The organism is Pseudomonas sp. TE24901, from assembly GCF_054058375.1.
This window is the reverse complement of the sequence record NZ_JBSSAF010000011.1, coordinates 16,442-30,620: the sequence shown is the minus strand read 5'-3', so window position 1 is coordinate 30,620 and position 14,179 is coordinate 16,442. Positions and strand designations below refer to the sequence as shown.

11 protein-coding genes are annotated in these 14,179 nt (G+C 63.0%); 10 read left to right on the top strand and 1 reads right to left on the bottom strand.

Annotation, left to right across the window (positions count from 1 at the left end; all coding sequences use genetic code 11):
• Nucleotides 1-49: 49 nt before the first annotated feature.
• Nucleotides 50-679, bottom strand: coding sequence for a LysE family translocator (locus tag ACVWVP_RS21630; RefSeq protein ID WP_178925734.1), 630 nt, complete (start codon nt 677-679; stop codon nt 50-52).
• A gap of 616 nt (nt 680-1,295) precedes the next feature.
• Here ACVWVP_RS21630 and ACVWVP_RS21625 point away from each other — a divergent pair.
• Genes ACVWVP_RS21625 through ACVWVP_RS21580 form a run of 10 tightly spaced genes read left to right on the top strand, consistent with a single transcriptional unit; the run spans nt 1,296 to nt 14,178 of the window.
• Nucleotides 1,296-2,735: an undecaprenyl-phosphate glucose phosphotransferase gene (locus ACVWVP_RS21625; RefSeq protein ID WP_259174393.1), complete on the top strand. Its 1,440-nt coding sequence runs from the start codon at nt 1,296-1,298 to the stop codon at nt 2,733-2,735.
• Nucleotides 2,735-4,195, top strand: a complete 1,461-nt coding sequence (locus ACVWVP_RS21620) for a mannose-1-phosphate guanylyltransferase/mannose-6-phosphate isomerase (protein ID WP_457407935.1) — start codon at nt 2,735-2,737, stop codon at nt 4,193-4,195. Before ACVWVP_RS21625 ends, ACVWVP_RS21620 begins: the two co-directional genes overlap by 1 nt.
• A 1-nt stretch (nt 4,196) precedes the next feature.
• Nucleotides 4,197-5,108 carry a glycosyltransferase family 2 protein gene (locus tag ACVWVP_RS21615; RefSeq protein WP_178926064.1) on the top strand — a complete coding sequence of 304 codons (912 nt, stop codon included), beginning with the start codon at nt 4,197-4,199 and terminating at the stop codon, nt 5,106-5,108.
• 29 nt (nt 5,109-5,137) lie between these two features.
• A complete protein-coding gene (locus tag ACVWVP_RS21610) occupies nt 5,138-5,914 on the top strand; it encodes a polysaccharide biosynthesis/export family protein (RefSeq protein WP_178926065.1) in 777 nt (258 codons plus the stop codon).
• A 14-nt stretch (nt 5,915-5,928) separates the two neighbouring features.
• Nucleotides 5,929-7,920, top strand: a complete 1,992-nt coding sequence (locus ACVWVP_RS21605) for a GumC family protein (RefSeq protein WP_259174381.1) — start codon at nt 5,929-5,931, stop codon at nt 7,918-7,920.
• Nucleotides 7,920-9,110: a glycosyltransferase gene (locus ACVWVP_RS21600; RefSeq protein ID WP_457407932.1), complete on the top strand. Its 1,191-nt coding sequence runs from the start codon at nt 7,920-7,922 to the stop codon at nt 9,108-9,110. Before ACVWVP_RS21605 ends, ACVWVP_RS21600 begins: the two co-directional genes overlap by 1 nt.
• Nucleotides 9,100-10,428 carry a beta-galactosidase gene (locus tag ACVWVP_RS21595; RefSeq protein WP_457407929.1) on the top strand — a complete coding sequence of 443 codons (1,329 nt, stop codon included), beginning with the start codon at nt 9,100-9,102 and terminating at the stop codon, nt 10,426-10,428. Before ACVWVP_RS21600 ends, ACVWVP_RS21595 begins: the two co-directional genes overlap by 11 nt.
• A gap of 8 nt (nt 10,429-10,436) precedes the next feature.
• Nucleotides 10,437-11,654, top strand: coding sequence for a glycosyltransferase family 4 protein (locus ACVWVP_RS21590; RefSeq protein WP_457407927.1), 1,218 nt, complete (start codon nt 10,437-10,439; stop codon nt 11,652-11,654).
• Nucleotides 11,645-12,748 (top strand): glycosyltransferase family 4 protein, encoded by a 1,104-nt coding sequence (locus tag ACVWVP_RS21585; RefSeq protein WP_457407924.1) that lies wholly within the window; start codon nt 11,645-11,647, stop codon nt 12,746-12,748. Before ACVWVP_RS21590 ends, ACVWVP_RS21585 begins: the two co-directional genes overlap by 10 nt.
• Entirely contained in the window at nt 12,745-14,178 is a 1,434-nt protein-coding gene (locus tag ACVWVP_RS21580; protein ID WP_259174376.1) for an O-antigen ligase family protein, read from the top strand. The genes ACVWVP_RS21585 and ACVWVP_RS21580 overlap by 4 nt, the downstream gene beginning before the upstream one ends.
• The last annotated feature ends 1 nt before the right edge of the window (nt 14,179 follow it).

Genomic DNA, 14,179 nt, shown 5'->3' with positions numbered 1-14,179 from the left:
CGGCTTGCCGGCTCCTACAGGGATGTCGCATCGTTCGGGATTCGTGGTGTCAGGTCGGGCGGGACATCACGGCCAATCGCGCCGCGAGCACCATCAGCACGGTCGCCAGCCCCCATTTCTGCAGCCAGGCGCTTTGGGATCGGCTGGAAAAGAACCGGCTCAACGCGCCCCCGAACACGCCCAACAGGCCATGAAACACCGTAGCAATCAACGTCAACACCCCGCCGAGCAGCATCAACTGCAGGGCAATGGGCCCCGCCTGCGGTTGCACGAATTGCGGCAGGAACACCACGAAAAACAACAGCGCCTTCGGGTTGAGCAAGCTGTTGAGCGTGGCGTGCATAAACACCCGCCCAAGTGGCACACGGTTGACCGCGTCAGTGTCCAGCCCAGAGCTTTTCTGCAAGGTCTTGAACACCAGCCACAGCAAGTAGACCACCCCCGCGTACCGGATCAGATCAAAGGACGGCGGCCAACTGGCCACCAGCGCCGTCACGCCCGTGGCGGTCAACGCCGTCAGCAGCAGGTCGGCCACGCTGATGCCCAGGGTCGCGGCCATGCCACCGCGCCAGCCGTGGGAAACACCGTGACTGATCACAAAAGCCATGTTCGGCCCCGGCGATAACAGCAGCAACAAGACTGCACCGGAAAACACCGCCAGGGTCGCCAGGTCGATCATGCTCACACCCTCCATTGGGAAAACCCGCAGATTAATCCGCACGCTCGGGGGCGAACAAAAAATTGTGCTGGATACATTGCCCGGCGTCACTGATCACACGCCCCCGCTGTCGTCGAACCGGTTTGAACACCGCCTCTGGAAGCAACTAACAGGGAGAACCGCGCCATTTCACCGTGAGTTTGAAAGACAACTTCCGATCCCGCGAACGCCCCAGTGACCGGGCACTTAGTGCACCCTGTCACCCCTTCTTTGTCCCCGTTTCCTATGCCTCTTCAAAAAAGGTTTTCCGGTTAAACAGGAAAATTCTCACATTTGTTCCTACACTCAAAATCACACCCAATCGCCGAGTGTCCGGACAAGGAAAGTCAATAAAATGCCGCAAAAAAGATTAATTAACGTGTCTAGCACACCACCTCCGCACCATCGTCAATTCGTTGACTAAGCAATACACAGGGAACACTCCTTAAGTCACTACCCCGCAGGTTTCCTCCGTCCAGGATGGAGTAGTTGCGTTTTACCCAGAGTAGCCGTAGTTCGACTCGCGCTCTAAAGCAGTTCGCTGCCTTATTGATCAAACAGCCGAGCAGAGAGCCTGGAGTGCAATGAGGGATGTTTTATGCGAGAGAAGTCGTCAGTCGATAGCCTGTTTTTGACGCGCGCCGGTTTTGTTGAGTTCTTTGTTGTTTTCGTCAAGTTGATCCATGGCCTGACGGCCATCTTGCCACCGCTGGTCCTGGTGTATTTCCTCGACCCGATGGACCCCGAAATGCGCCCTCATTTCCTCGGCCTGCTGCTGTTTTTCGCGGTCATGACCATCATTATGTTCCAGGCCATGGGCATCTATTCCGAAGAGCTGTTCAGCAATCGTCTGCGCCTGCGCACCAAAGTAGTGGCCTGGACGGCGGCGTTTTGCATCCTGCTGTTCATGTACCAGATCCTGCAGATGTTCCCGCAACTCAACCCACATAACCTGGCCGCCTGGTACTTCGCCAGCCTGGGCCTGCTGTGCGTTGAACGCCTGGTGATGCTGCGCCTGTACCGCAACCTGATGCGCAACGGCAAATACCTGCAACGCACGGTGATCCTGGGCTTCACCGACACCGCCGTGCACGTCGCCGACCACCTGCAACGCAACGGCGACATCCGCTCCGGCCTGATCGGTTTCATCGATGACCGCACCGAACGCATTCCCAAGGAGCTGAGCAACCTGCCGTTGCTGGGCAACACCCGCGACCTGGAAAAACTGATCCGCTCCGAAGAGGTCAATCAAGTGATGATCTGCCTGCCCTGGGCCGCCGAGCAGCGCATTCATGGGCTGGTCAATCGCCTGCGGCAAATGTCGGTCAACGTGATGCTGGTGCCCGACATGGCGGCCCTGCGCTACGGCCACAGCCGCATCACCGACGTGGGCGGCATCCTGATGTTCAACACCTCGCAGTTGCCGCTGCGGGGTTGGTCGCCGTTTATCAAGCGTTGTGAAGACCTGCTGCTGGCCAGCCTGGCACTGATAACACTGTCCCCGGTGATGCTCGCGACGGCGATCGCGATCAAGCTCGATTCCAAAGGCCCGGTGCTGTTCCGCCAGAACCGTTATGGCTACAACGACAACGAGATCCGCGTGTTCAAGTTCCGCTCGATGTTCACCGACCAGAGCGACTTCACCGCCGAGCAGCAGACCACCCGCAAAGACCCGCGCATCACCCGCGTGGGCCGCATCATCCGCAAGACCAGCATCGACGAGCTGCCGCAGTTGTTCAACGTGCTGCTGGGCAACATGTCCATGGTCGGCCCGCGCCCCCACGCCACGGCGACCAAGGCCGCCGGCATTCCGTTCGAAGTGGCGGTGAGCGAATACAGCTCGCGGCACCGGGTCAAGCCGGGCATCACCGGCTGGGCGCAGATCAACGGCTACCGGGGCGAGACCGATACCCTGTTCAAGATCCAGAAACGTGTCGAGTACGACCTGGAGTACATCTCCAAGTGGTCGGTGTGGTTTGACTTGTACATCGTCTTCATGACGGTCCCCGCCGTCCTGTCCACCAAGGAGGTCTATTGATGAATACCCTCAACGGATTGATTCCCTGCATTATTTCCGGTGGTTCGGGCACGCGGCTGTGGCCGGTGTCCCGGCAGAACATGCCCAAGCCGTTCATGCGCATGCGCGACGGCCAGAGCCTGCTGCAAAAGACTTTCCAGCGCGCCGCCAAGTTGCCCGGCGTGGAAAGCGTGCTCACGGTGACCAACCGTGACCTGCTGTTTCGCACCCTCGATGACTACCGTGGGGTGAACAAGGCGCACCTGCCCCTGGACCTGCTGTTGGAGCCGTTCGGTCGCAACACGGCGGCGGCCATCGCGGTCGCGGCGTTGCACGTGCAGGAACATTTTGGTGACGCCGCCCAATTGCTGGTGATGCCCGCCGACCATCTGATCCTCAATGAAGTGGCGTTCGCCCACGCCGTGACCCAGGCCCGCGACCTCGCCGAGGCCGGCTACCTGGTGACCTTCGGCATCCAGCCCGACCACCCGGAAACCGGCTTTGGCTACATCGAAAAAGGTGAAGCGCTGGACACCGGCAACCGTGTCAAACGCTTTGTCGAAAAACCTGACCTGGCCACCGCCCAGGCCTACCTCGACGGCGGCAAGCACCTGTGGAACGCCGGCATGTTCTGCTTCAAGGCCAGCACCCTGGTGGACGAACTCGCCACCCATGCGCCGGACGTGCTCAGCGCTGCAAGAGCCGCGCTGGAACACAGCCAGAGCCTGCAGAACAAGACCTCACGCCAGCGTGAGCTGGAGGCCGAAGCCTTTGGCAGCGCGCCGGATATCTCCATCGACGTGGCGCTGATGGAAAAATCCAAGCAAGTGGCGGTGGTGCCGTGCGACATCGGCTGGAGCGACATCGGCTCCTGGGAAGCCCTGCGCCAGCTCACCCCCAGCGACGCCCATGGCAACCAGGTCAATGGCGAAGCGATTTTGCATGACGTGCACAACTGCTACATCGACTCACCCAAACGCGTGCTCGGCGCCGTCGGTGTGCGTGACCTGATCATCGTGGACACTCCGGACGCCCTGCTCATCGCCGATGCCAACCGCAGCCAGGATGTGCGCTACATCGTTGCCGAACTCAAACGCCAGAACCATCCGGCGTTCAGCCTGCACCGCACCGTCACCCGGCCGTGGGGCACCTACACCGTGCTGGAGGAAAGCAGCCGGTTCAAGATCAAGCGCATCGTGGTCAAGCCCCAGGCGTCGTTGTCGCTGCAGATGCATCACCACCGCAGCGAACACTGGGTGGTGGTCAGTGGCGCAGCGCAGATCACCAATGGCGAGCGCGAATTCCTGATCAACGCCAACGAGTCCACCTACATCCCGGCCGGGCACAAGCACCGCCTGACCAACCCCGGCATCATCGACCTGGTGATGATCGAGGTGCAGAGCGGCGAGTACCTGGGCGAAGACGACATCGTGCGCTTCGACGACATCTACGGGCGCGCGCCCCTCGACGTGAAGAAATAATATGCGCACCGCGTTGATCATCCCGACCCGCAACGCGTCCAGCCACCTGGCGCGACTGCTGCCGGCACTGCAGATGCAAAGCCTGCAACCGGACGAGATGCTGGTGGTCGACAGCGCCTCCAGCGATGACACCGTGGCGCGCTTTCGTGAGTTTGGCGCGCGGGTCGAAGTGATCGATGCCCGTGATTTCAACCACGGCGGCACGCGGCGTTGGGCCAGCGAGCAGGTTGAGGGCGAGGCCTTGATCGTGATGACCCAGGATGCGATCCCGGCCGCCCCCGACACCTTCGCCAACCTGCTTGACGAACTGCAGCAAGACCCGCTCAACGGCGTGGCCTACGGCCGCCAGTTGCCGCACCCGGGTGCCGGGGTGCTGGGCGCGCAATCGCGGCACTTCAACTACCCGGACCAGAGCCGCAGCAAAAGCCTGGCCGATGCGCCGGAACTGGGGATCAAGACCTGCTTCAGCTCCGATTCGTTTTCGGTGTACCGACGCAGCGCCTTGCAGGCCGTCGGAGGCTTCCCCGCCGATGTGATCGGCAGCGAAGACGCCTACGTGGCCGCGCGCATGCTGCTGGAAGGCTACAAGGTGCGCTACGCCGCTTCGGCGCGGGTGTACCACTCCCACGATTACCGACTCATGGATGAGTTTCACCGCTACTTCGACATTGGCGTGTTCTACGGTCGCGAACCCTGGATCCGTCAGGCCTTTGGCGACGCGGGCGGTGAAGGTAAACGCTATGTACTGGCTGAGCTCGCGGCGTTACGCGCAGCCGGTGCATTGCACCGCGTACCCGAAGTACTGGTGCGCAGCGCGTTCAAGTTGCTCGGCTACCGGCTGGGTCACCTGGAACGCCGGCTCCCCCTCGCCCTCAAGCGGCGCATCAGCATGTTCCCCGGTTATTGGAGGTGAGCATCATGACCAACAGGAAGTCCCAATTGATGAAACGAACCCTGCTCGTCCTGGCCATGATTGCCTTGGCCGCCTGCAATACCCCTGCGCGCATCGTCCGGCCGGATGGCCAGGCCGTCGAGGACGGCAAGCGCGCCCTCGAACAGTTGGCACAACTGCCCCAGGCCGTGGAACGCATCCGCGTCGGCGACCAATTGCGCATCGTGCGTGATGCCGGGGAGATGCCGACGCTGTCGGCGTTCAACGTCAGCACCATCTACGAGCTGACGCTGTACACGGTGCAAACCGACGGCAAGATCAATTACCCGTTCCTGGGGCCGATCCAGGTTGCCGGGCGCCAGCCTTCGGAGCTGGCGACGGAGCTGAGCAACAAGCTTGCCCCGGTCTACCGCGAACCTCGGGTGACGGTGAACATCAACCAGGCACCGGGCAACTCGGTGATCGTCGGCGGCGCAGTGAACAACCCGACGGCGGTGCAGATCGGCACGGCCAACACCCTGGAGCAAGCCATCATCGGTGCGGGTGGGGTGAACCCCTCGGGCGATGCCAGCATGGTCGCCTTGCTGCGCGAGGATGCCCAGGGCGCCTACCACGCCTATTTCCTGGATTTCAGCCAGTACCTCAAACCCGGCCCGAACGGGCGCAAACCGGTACGCCTGCAACGGGGCGACGTGGTGTTCGTGCCTAAATCCAACGTGGGCGAACGCATCCAGGGAGTGGATACCTACTTGAACCAATTGATCCCGTTCACCAAATCCATTGGGGTTGGCTACAACTACACCAAAACCAGCGGCGGCAATAACTAAAGGAGCGACATCCCATGATCGAGATCCGTTCTTTTCGTGATCTTCTGCGCCTGTTCTTCATCTTCCGGCACGAGTTCAAGCTGGCGGCCGTCGCGGCGCTGGTGATCATCCTGCTGGGGGCGTTCCTGCTGCCGGCCAAGTACGAATCCACCGCACGCCTGCTGGTCAAGCCAGGCCGCGACTCAACCCTGCCGATCGAGATCAGCAACCGCCAGGCGCTGGTGATGCCCAGCACCCAGCGTGACCCGATTGTCGACGAAGAGCGCCTGCTGACCGGGCGCCCGATCGTGCGTGCAGTGGCCGAGCATTACCTGGAAATCATCGAAAACGCGCCACCGCCCGAAGGCTTCTGGAAGCGCACCAAGTACTACGTCAAGGCCGGTGTCGGTAGCGTGTTCGATGGCCTGCGCGTGGTGCTGGAAACCGTCGGCATCGTCGAGAAGACCACGCCGGTGGAGCGCCTGGCCGCCAGCCTTGAGAAGAACTTCGAGGTCAGCCACGCCGCAGGTTCCACGGTGATGGACATCAGCTTCAAATGGGGCGACCCGGAAATCGCCCAGGCCGTGGTCAAGAACTGGGTCGAAACCTACATCGCCGAACGCACTGAGGCCTTGGGCCGCAAGAGCCTGTACGCGTTCTATGAAGGCCAGGTGAACACCAGCGCCAACGAGATCAAGAGCTACAAGCAGCAGATCCTCACGCACCTCAATGAAATCGGCGCAGCGAGCATCACCGATCGCCTGGAAGACCTGTCCGAACGCATCAACGTGCTGCGTGGCGAAACCTTCAACACCACACGGTTGATCGCCTCCTCCGACAGCGCCATCGCCAGCACCCGTGAGCAACTCAAGGGCCAGCCCAAGGAAGTGACCACGGTTCGCCAGATCGCGCTCAACCCGCAACAGCAAGACTTGCGTCGCCTGCTCAACCAGAAGTTGCTGGAAAAGGCCGACATGATGCGCACCTACACGGATAACGCGCCGCCGGTCAAAGCCCTGGATGCGTCGATCCAGGCCATGCGGGTGCAGGTCGCCAGTGAAAGCAACACCGTGCAGAGCTCGGAAAACCGCGCGCCGAACACCCTGGAAATCCACTTGCAGCGCGTGCTGCTGGATGAAACCAGCAACAACCTGGCGCTGCGCACCCAGCTGGTTCAACAACAGAAACAACTGGTGAACCTGGAAGCGCAACGCAAGGATGCGCTGGAGATTGAACCGGAACTGGCCCGCCTCTCCCGCGAGCTGAACACCACCGAGCGCAACTACGCGTTGTACGTGGACAACCTGGAAAAATCGCGCATCGACCGTGAGCTGGACAACAGCCAGATCAGCAACATCGCGGTGATCGAAGAAGCCACCCTGAACCCGGGCCGCATCTTCCCGAAAACCCTGGTGATGCTGGTGTTGGCGATCCCGTTTGCCATCGTCGTAGGGCTGCTGGTGATCTACCTGTGCTACCTGCTGGACCAGCGTATTCACGACGGCGGCCTGGTGGAGCGCAAGTTCGGCCTGCCGCTGTGGACCACCCTGCCGGAACTGGATACCACCACCGCGCAGAGTACCAACGCGTTCAACGCCAGCATCTACCGGCTGTACAGCCTGCTGCAGCCTGACCGCATTGCCGACCATGGCCTGACCCTCGGGCTGACCTCGGCGCGACACGGCGAAGGGGTAACCTTTGTGGTGGAGCAACTGCGCCTGTTGCTGCAGGAGAACGGTATCAACGTCCGTGTCGGCGGCCAGGCGGCGGCCGAGCCGGGTGAGGTGGTATTGCTGGATGCATCGGCACTGCTGGACAACCGCGATGCGTTTATCACACTGCGCCGTGCCGACCTGATCGGCCTGGTGGTGGAAGCCCAGAAAAGCACGGTACCGGTGGTGGAACACGCGCTGTCGATCCTCAACACCGCGTTCGGCAAGGTGGACGGCATCATCATCAACCGTCGCAAGTTCGAAGTACCGGCCAAGGTACTCCGCACCATCGCCAAGTACCGGGGGGCGTTCTGATGCGCATCGCCCTACTCGCTCCTTTGCCGCCGGAAAAAAACGGGATCGCCGACTACGCGAACCATTTCAAGGCGGCCCTGGAGCAAGTGGGCGTGACGGTGGCGACACCGTTGGCGGGCGTGGAAGGCAACAGCGAGGCGGTCCAGCGGGCTCTCGGTGGCTTCGACTGGCAGAGCGTGGACCTGGTCCACGCCGAACTGGGCGGCGGCCGGCTCGGTGAGTTCCTGGCCCTGCGCGAACTGCGCAAGGCCTACCCCAACCTGCCGCTGACGGCCACCGTGCATGACCCGGAGCGCATCGTGTGGCGACGCGAACGCCTGCCCTTCCCGTTGAACCTGCTGGAACGCCTGCCCAGCCCGTTGCCGCAAGCGGCGGTGGTGCTGGCCGACCCGCTGACGTTGCGCGAAGAGCGCCAGGTCGCCAAAGGCCTCACGCGCCTGATCACCCTCACTCGCCTGGGCGCCGATTGCCTGAGCGAGCGCATGCAGTTGCCGGCCGGCAAGGTGGCGGTGATCAACCACGCCAACCTGGCCATTGCCCCGGCACCGCTGCCTTCGCTGGACACCTTGCACCTGCTGTATTTTGGGTTTATCTACCGTGGCAAAGGCATTGAAGACCTGTTGCAGGCATTGGCCGACGTCTTCAAACAAGCCCCCGAATTGCGTGACCGTGTGCGCCTGACCCTGGCCGGTGGCACTGCCCCTGAAATGGCGTTTGGTGCGGGCGGCAACTACCTGGAACAGCTGAACAGCCAGATCGCCGAACTGGGCCTGACGGGTGTGATCGACTGGCGCTTGAACCTGCCGGCCGATGAGATCGCACAGACCATCCAGGCGCACCATGTGATGGTGCTGCCGTACCGTGAATCGAAAAAACTCGGCCTGCTGGGCCGCCAGCGTGGCACCAGTGGCGCGTTGTCTTGGGCCACGGCCTGCGGGCGCGGCGCGATCACCTCCAACGCCCGCGCGTTTGCCGAAGAAGTGGCAAGCGGCAACGGTGCGATCTTCCCCGAGGGCGATGTGGCGGCGTTGAGCGAGCAGTTGTTGCGCCTGGCGCGCACGCCGTTGCTGGCTCGGGACTGGGCGGAACGCGCCGGGGAAATCGGCCGCGAACGCCTGTGGCCACTGACCGCGCAGAAGTTCAAGCAGCGCTTCGAACAGGCGATTGCGGGAGTTCCCTATGGCGCGTAAACGCACCTACCTGGCCACCCTTGCCGTCATCGCCGCCCTGGGCCTGACCGCCTTCCTGTGGGGGCGCCAGGCCGACGCCGAAAACCATGTGCTCAAAGGCAGCAAGGTGGTGGTGTGGAAAGACTTCCTGGGGGTGAACGCGCAGTTCCTGTGGTTCAGCCCCACGCTCTACCAGAAGCAGATCGACCGTCTCAAGGCGCTGGGCCTGGAATGGGTGCGCCTGGACTTGCATTGGGATCAGCTGGAACCTGCGCAGGGCCAGTACCAGATCGCCACGCTGGATCAACTGGTGGGCAACCTGCAAACCAACCAGCTCAAGTCGGTGTTCTACCTGGTGGGCTCGGCGCCCTTCGCCACCACCGCGCCGGTGGGTGCGCCCTATCAGGACCAGTACCCACCCAAGGACCCGAACCTGTTTGCCAACCGCATGGCGTTGCTGTCCCAGCGCTACCCCAGCGTGAATGCCTGGCAGGTGTGGAACGAGCCCAACCTGCTCGGCTTCTGGCGCCCGGTGGCCGATCCGGCCGGTTACGCCACCCTGCTGACCGCCACCGCGGCCGCATTGCGCGTCGTGGACGCGAACAAACCCGTGGTGGCCGCAGGCATGGCGTTTTTCAGTGAGATGCCCAACGGCCAGACCATGTTCAGTGCACTCGGCGCGTTGGGGGTGGCGAGCCTCAATACCACCATTTCCTATCACCCCTACACCCAACTGCCCGAAGGCAACGACCCGTCCAACCTGGATTTCATCAGCAAGACCACCACACTCAATCAAGCGTTGCGTGGTGCAGGCGTGCAAACCCTGTGGAGCACCGAATGGGGCTGGTCCACCTACCCGGGGCCCAAGGACGCCCAGGACCTGATCACCCAGCAGGGCCAGGCCGACTACATCGTGCGGCGCGTGGCGCTGATGAGTGCGATGGATTACGACAAGATCTTCCTGTTCACCCTCAGCGACCTCGACCAACGCGCCAGCGTGCGTGACCAGTATTACGGCTTGCTGGACATCGACGCGAACCCCAAGCCGGCCTACACCGCGCTGAAGAACTTCCTCGATGTGAGCGGCCCGCAACTCACCCCCGGCGACCCGCCCACCGCCGACCAGTTGCCCGACGGCCTGTTCAGCATCGGCTGGACCCGCGCCGACGGGCACAAGCTGTGGTTCTTCTGGTCGGCCGAAGGCGGCAGCGCGCACTTGCCCAACTTGACCAGCGCCACCCTCTACGACCCGTTGCGCGGCACGCAAACCCCGGTGAGTGGCACCAACGGCCTGACCGTACCGGTCAAGTCGAACCTGCAAATTCTGTTATGGGATTGAAGCCCGCCATGCGCATTCTATGGATCCTGCCCTACTCGCCCTGGCCCGCCACCAGCGGTGGCAAGACGCGCCAGTTCCACCTGCTGCGCAGCCTGGCCGCCCGTGGGCATCGGATCACCTTGCTGCTGCATGACAAACACCCAGTGTCGCTCACCGATCGCCAGGTGCTGGAGGCGTTTCTCGAACAACTGATCATCCTGCCGCGTCGCCCACTGCGCAGCTTCAAGACCTTCGTCGCCGGGCTGTTTGCGCCCTACCCGCTGCTGGCCAGCGTGAACGGTTTGTCGGGCCCCCTGCAGGACACCTTCAACCAGCTGCTCAACGAGCATTGGGACGTGGTGCAGATCGAACACAGCTACACCTTCCAGCCCTATGAAGACACGCTGCTGCGCAAATCCCAGCCGTTCGTGCTGACCGAACACAACGTGGAGTCGGCCCTTGGCGCCGCCACCTACGACCGTTTGCCGGGTTGGGCGTTGCCGTTCATTCGCTACGATCAATGGCGCTATGCCCGCTGGGAACGCCGGGTGATGCGCCAGGCGGCGCAGGTGGTGGCGGTCACCGACACGGACGCCCAGGTGCTGGAAAAGATCGCCGGCAAAGCGGTGCCGGTGGTGGTCAATGGAGTAGATTGCGATCACTTTGCCGCGGCCCGTCCCGACCCGTCGACACGCCGTGTATTGTTCCTGGGCAACTACGAATACGCCCCGAACGTGGACGCCATCGAATGGGCCCTGGACGAGATTCTGCCCAAGGTCTGGGAGCGTTGCCCCGAGGCGCGCATGAGCGTGTGTGGTTTCGGCATGCCGGGCAGTTGGCGCGAACGCTGGAAGGACCCGCGCATTGAGTGGCAAGGCTTTGTGCCAAACCTGCTGAACCTGCAATCGAGCTGCTCGGTGTTCCTTGCGCCGTTGCGCCATGGCGGCGGCTCCAAATTGAAAGTACTCGAAGCCCTGGCCGCCGGCCTGCCGCTGGCGAGCACCGACCAAGGCGTGTCCGGCCTGGACCTGGTCGAAGGCCTGGACTACCTCGGCGGCCAGAGCGCCACCAGCCTCGCGGAATCGGTGGTGCGCCTGCTGCAATTTCCCGACGCCGCCGCGCCCATGGGCGAAGCCGGGCGCGCCTATGTGCGCCGCGCCCATGACTGGAGTGTGGCGGCCAGCCAGCTGGAGCAGGTGTACGCCAGCCTGTCGCCACTCGAGCAAAAGGAGCCCGCATGCGTGTAGGCCTGGATTACCGCACCGTCGGCACGTCGCCGCAATCGGGGATCAGCCGCCAGGTGTACGCCCTGGAAGATGCCCTGCGTGCGTTGCCGCAGATCGAGCTGGCGCGGTTCACCGTGGCGCCCCTGGGCGATGAAACCCGCTTGCAGGCCCACTGCCCGGCCTGGGGCTGCGCGAAGACCGCCATGCACCAACCGCACAATCGCCTGCGTTTCGAGGCGGGCTTCCTGCCGCGTGCGTTGCGCGAGCAGCACATCGATGTGTACATCAGCACCTTCAACATGGGCCTGCCGTTGCCGCCCAAGCCCAAAGGCTTGCGCACGGTGGTGCTGTTGCATGACCTGTTCCAGATCACCTTGAACAACTACCACGCCAACCGCTTGAAGGCGTTGATCTACAAGACCAGCGATCGCCTGTCGATTGCCTACGCGGTGCACAGCGCTGACCGGGTGTGGACACCGTCGCAGTACAGCGCCGATGAAACCGCGCGGTTGTTTCCCAAGGCCGCCGGCAAGATCCGTGTGCTGCCCAATCAGGTCGATGGCTTTGTCGAGTTGGCAGCCGACCTCACCGCGCGCCAACTGCCCGAACGCTATTGGCTGTTGGTAGGCACCCGTGAATTGCGCAAGAACGTACCGTTCCTGGTGGAGGCCTGGCAGCAGGCGCGTCGCCAGTCGCCGGGCGTGCCGGAATTGGTGCTGGTGGGCAGCCTCGACCATTTGCCCGAAGCCCAACGCAACCTGCCGGGCATCCGTGCCTTGAGCGGTGTGTCGGACGCCGAGCTGCATGCGCTCTACCGCCAGGCCTCACGCCTGTGGCAGCCCTCCTACGCCGAAGGCTTTGGTTTGCCGGTGATCGAGGCCCTCAGTGTCGGCACGCCGGTGGCGGTGGCCAGCGGCACGTCGTTGGATGAAATCACCCCGCCGTCGGCGCCGCGCTTTTCGCCCACCGACGGCCCGGCCCTGGTGCAGCTGATGGTGGGTTTGTGCGAGAGGCCCGATGAACAATCGCCCGAGCAACGACGCCAATGGGCCGAGCGTTTCAACCGCCAGGCGTACCGTCGGCGCCTGGCCGAACTGATCGAGGAATTGAAGTGAGACTATCCCTGGCAAGCCTCGTCGCGATCCTGTTCGGCCTGCTGTTTGGTGCCCTCGCCTTGGCGCTGTCACCGGCCAAGGCGTTCCTGGCGGTGATCGGCCTGGCGGCTGCGGTGACCATCCTGCGCTTTCCCCTGTGGGGCCTGTTGCTGTTTGCCGGGGTGGCCACCTTCATGCCGTATTCGACGGTCAACCTGGGCATTCGCAGTACGGTCAGCGAGGCGATCCTGGCCCTGACCTGGGGCGCGGTGCTGTGGCACAACTTCCTGGCGCGCCTGCCCGACACACCGAGCCTCACCCGTCGCCCCACCGACCAGATGCTGTTGTGGCTGATGCTGTTCAGCGTGTTCCCGTTCATCGTCGGCCAGGTGACCATCCACGCTGACACCAGTGGCGTGGCCAACTGGCTGCGCTGGCTGCTGAGCCTGTCGGCGGTGTTCCTCTGCGCGAAGTTGCTGACGGAACACAAACAGCGCGAATCGTTGGTGATTGCCCTGTTGCTGGGTTCCCTGGCAATGCTGGTGCTGTCGATCGCCGTGTTCGTGCGCACACGCTCCGGCGCAGGCATTGCGCCGATCCTGGCGGTGTTCAACTACGGCAACTTCGAGATGCTCAAATTCGGCCTTGAGGCGATGTCTTCGCGCATGGGCTCGCCGTGGATGCACCCGAACGCCATCGGCGGAATCATGGCATTGCTGCTGCCGCTGGCGTTCTGCTTCGGCATGACCGAACAGGGCTGGAAGCGAGCACTGGGCCTGGGCGTGGCGTGCCTCGGCGCCGCAGCCCTGCTGTTGGCCAGTAGCCGTGGCGCAATGGTCAGCCTGGCGCTGGTGCTGATGTGGATGGCCACGCGACGTGTGCCGTACACCGGGCGTCTGTTGATGATCGGCGCGGCGCTGACCGTGGCGCTGGTGATGGCGTACCCGCCGTTGCAAGACCGTCTGGCAACGATTTTCTCGTCGAGCAACGCCAGTACCGAAGTGCGTTTTGACGAGTACCGCATGTTCCCCGCAGCCATGGCGGCCTATCCGTTCGGGATTGGCTTCAAGGTCGACCCACCGGTGCCCGGCACGCACTTCCTAGGGATTTCCAACCTCTGGCTGAACTTCATCTACAAGACCGGCATCGCCGGCATGCTGTTTTTTGTCGCGGTGACCGTGCGCTGGTGGCGTGAAGCGCGCCCTGAAAAAGGCCCGATCCGGCTGACCAAGGACAATGCGCTGTGGCTGGGCAGTACCGCAGGGATTCTTTCTGCGCTGGTCAGTGGGTTGTTCGACCACTACTTCAGTTTTGCCGTGGTGATGGTGGCGCTGTTCTGGTTGATGGTGGGCATCAATGTGCTGGAGGCTCGCCGGTTGTTTCCGGCACGCCTGCCGCAGGTCAAGAGCGTAGCGCCGGGCAAATCTCTCCTAGACGGCGCGCGGCCTTAGC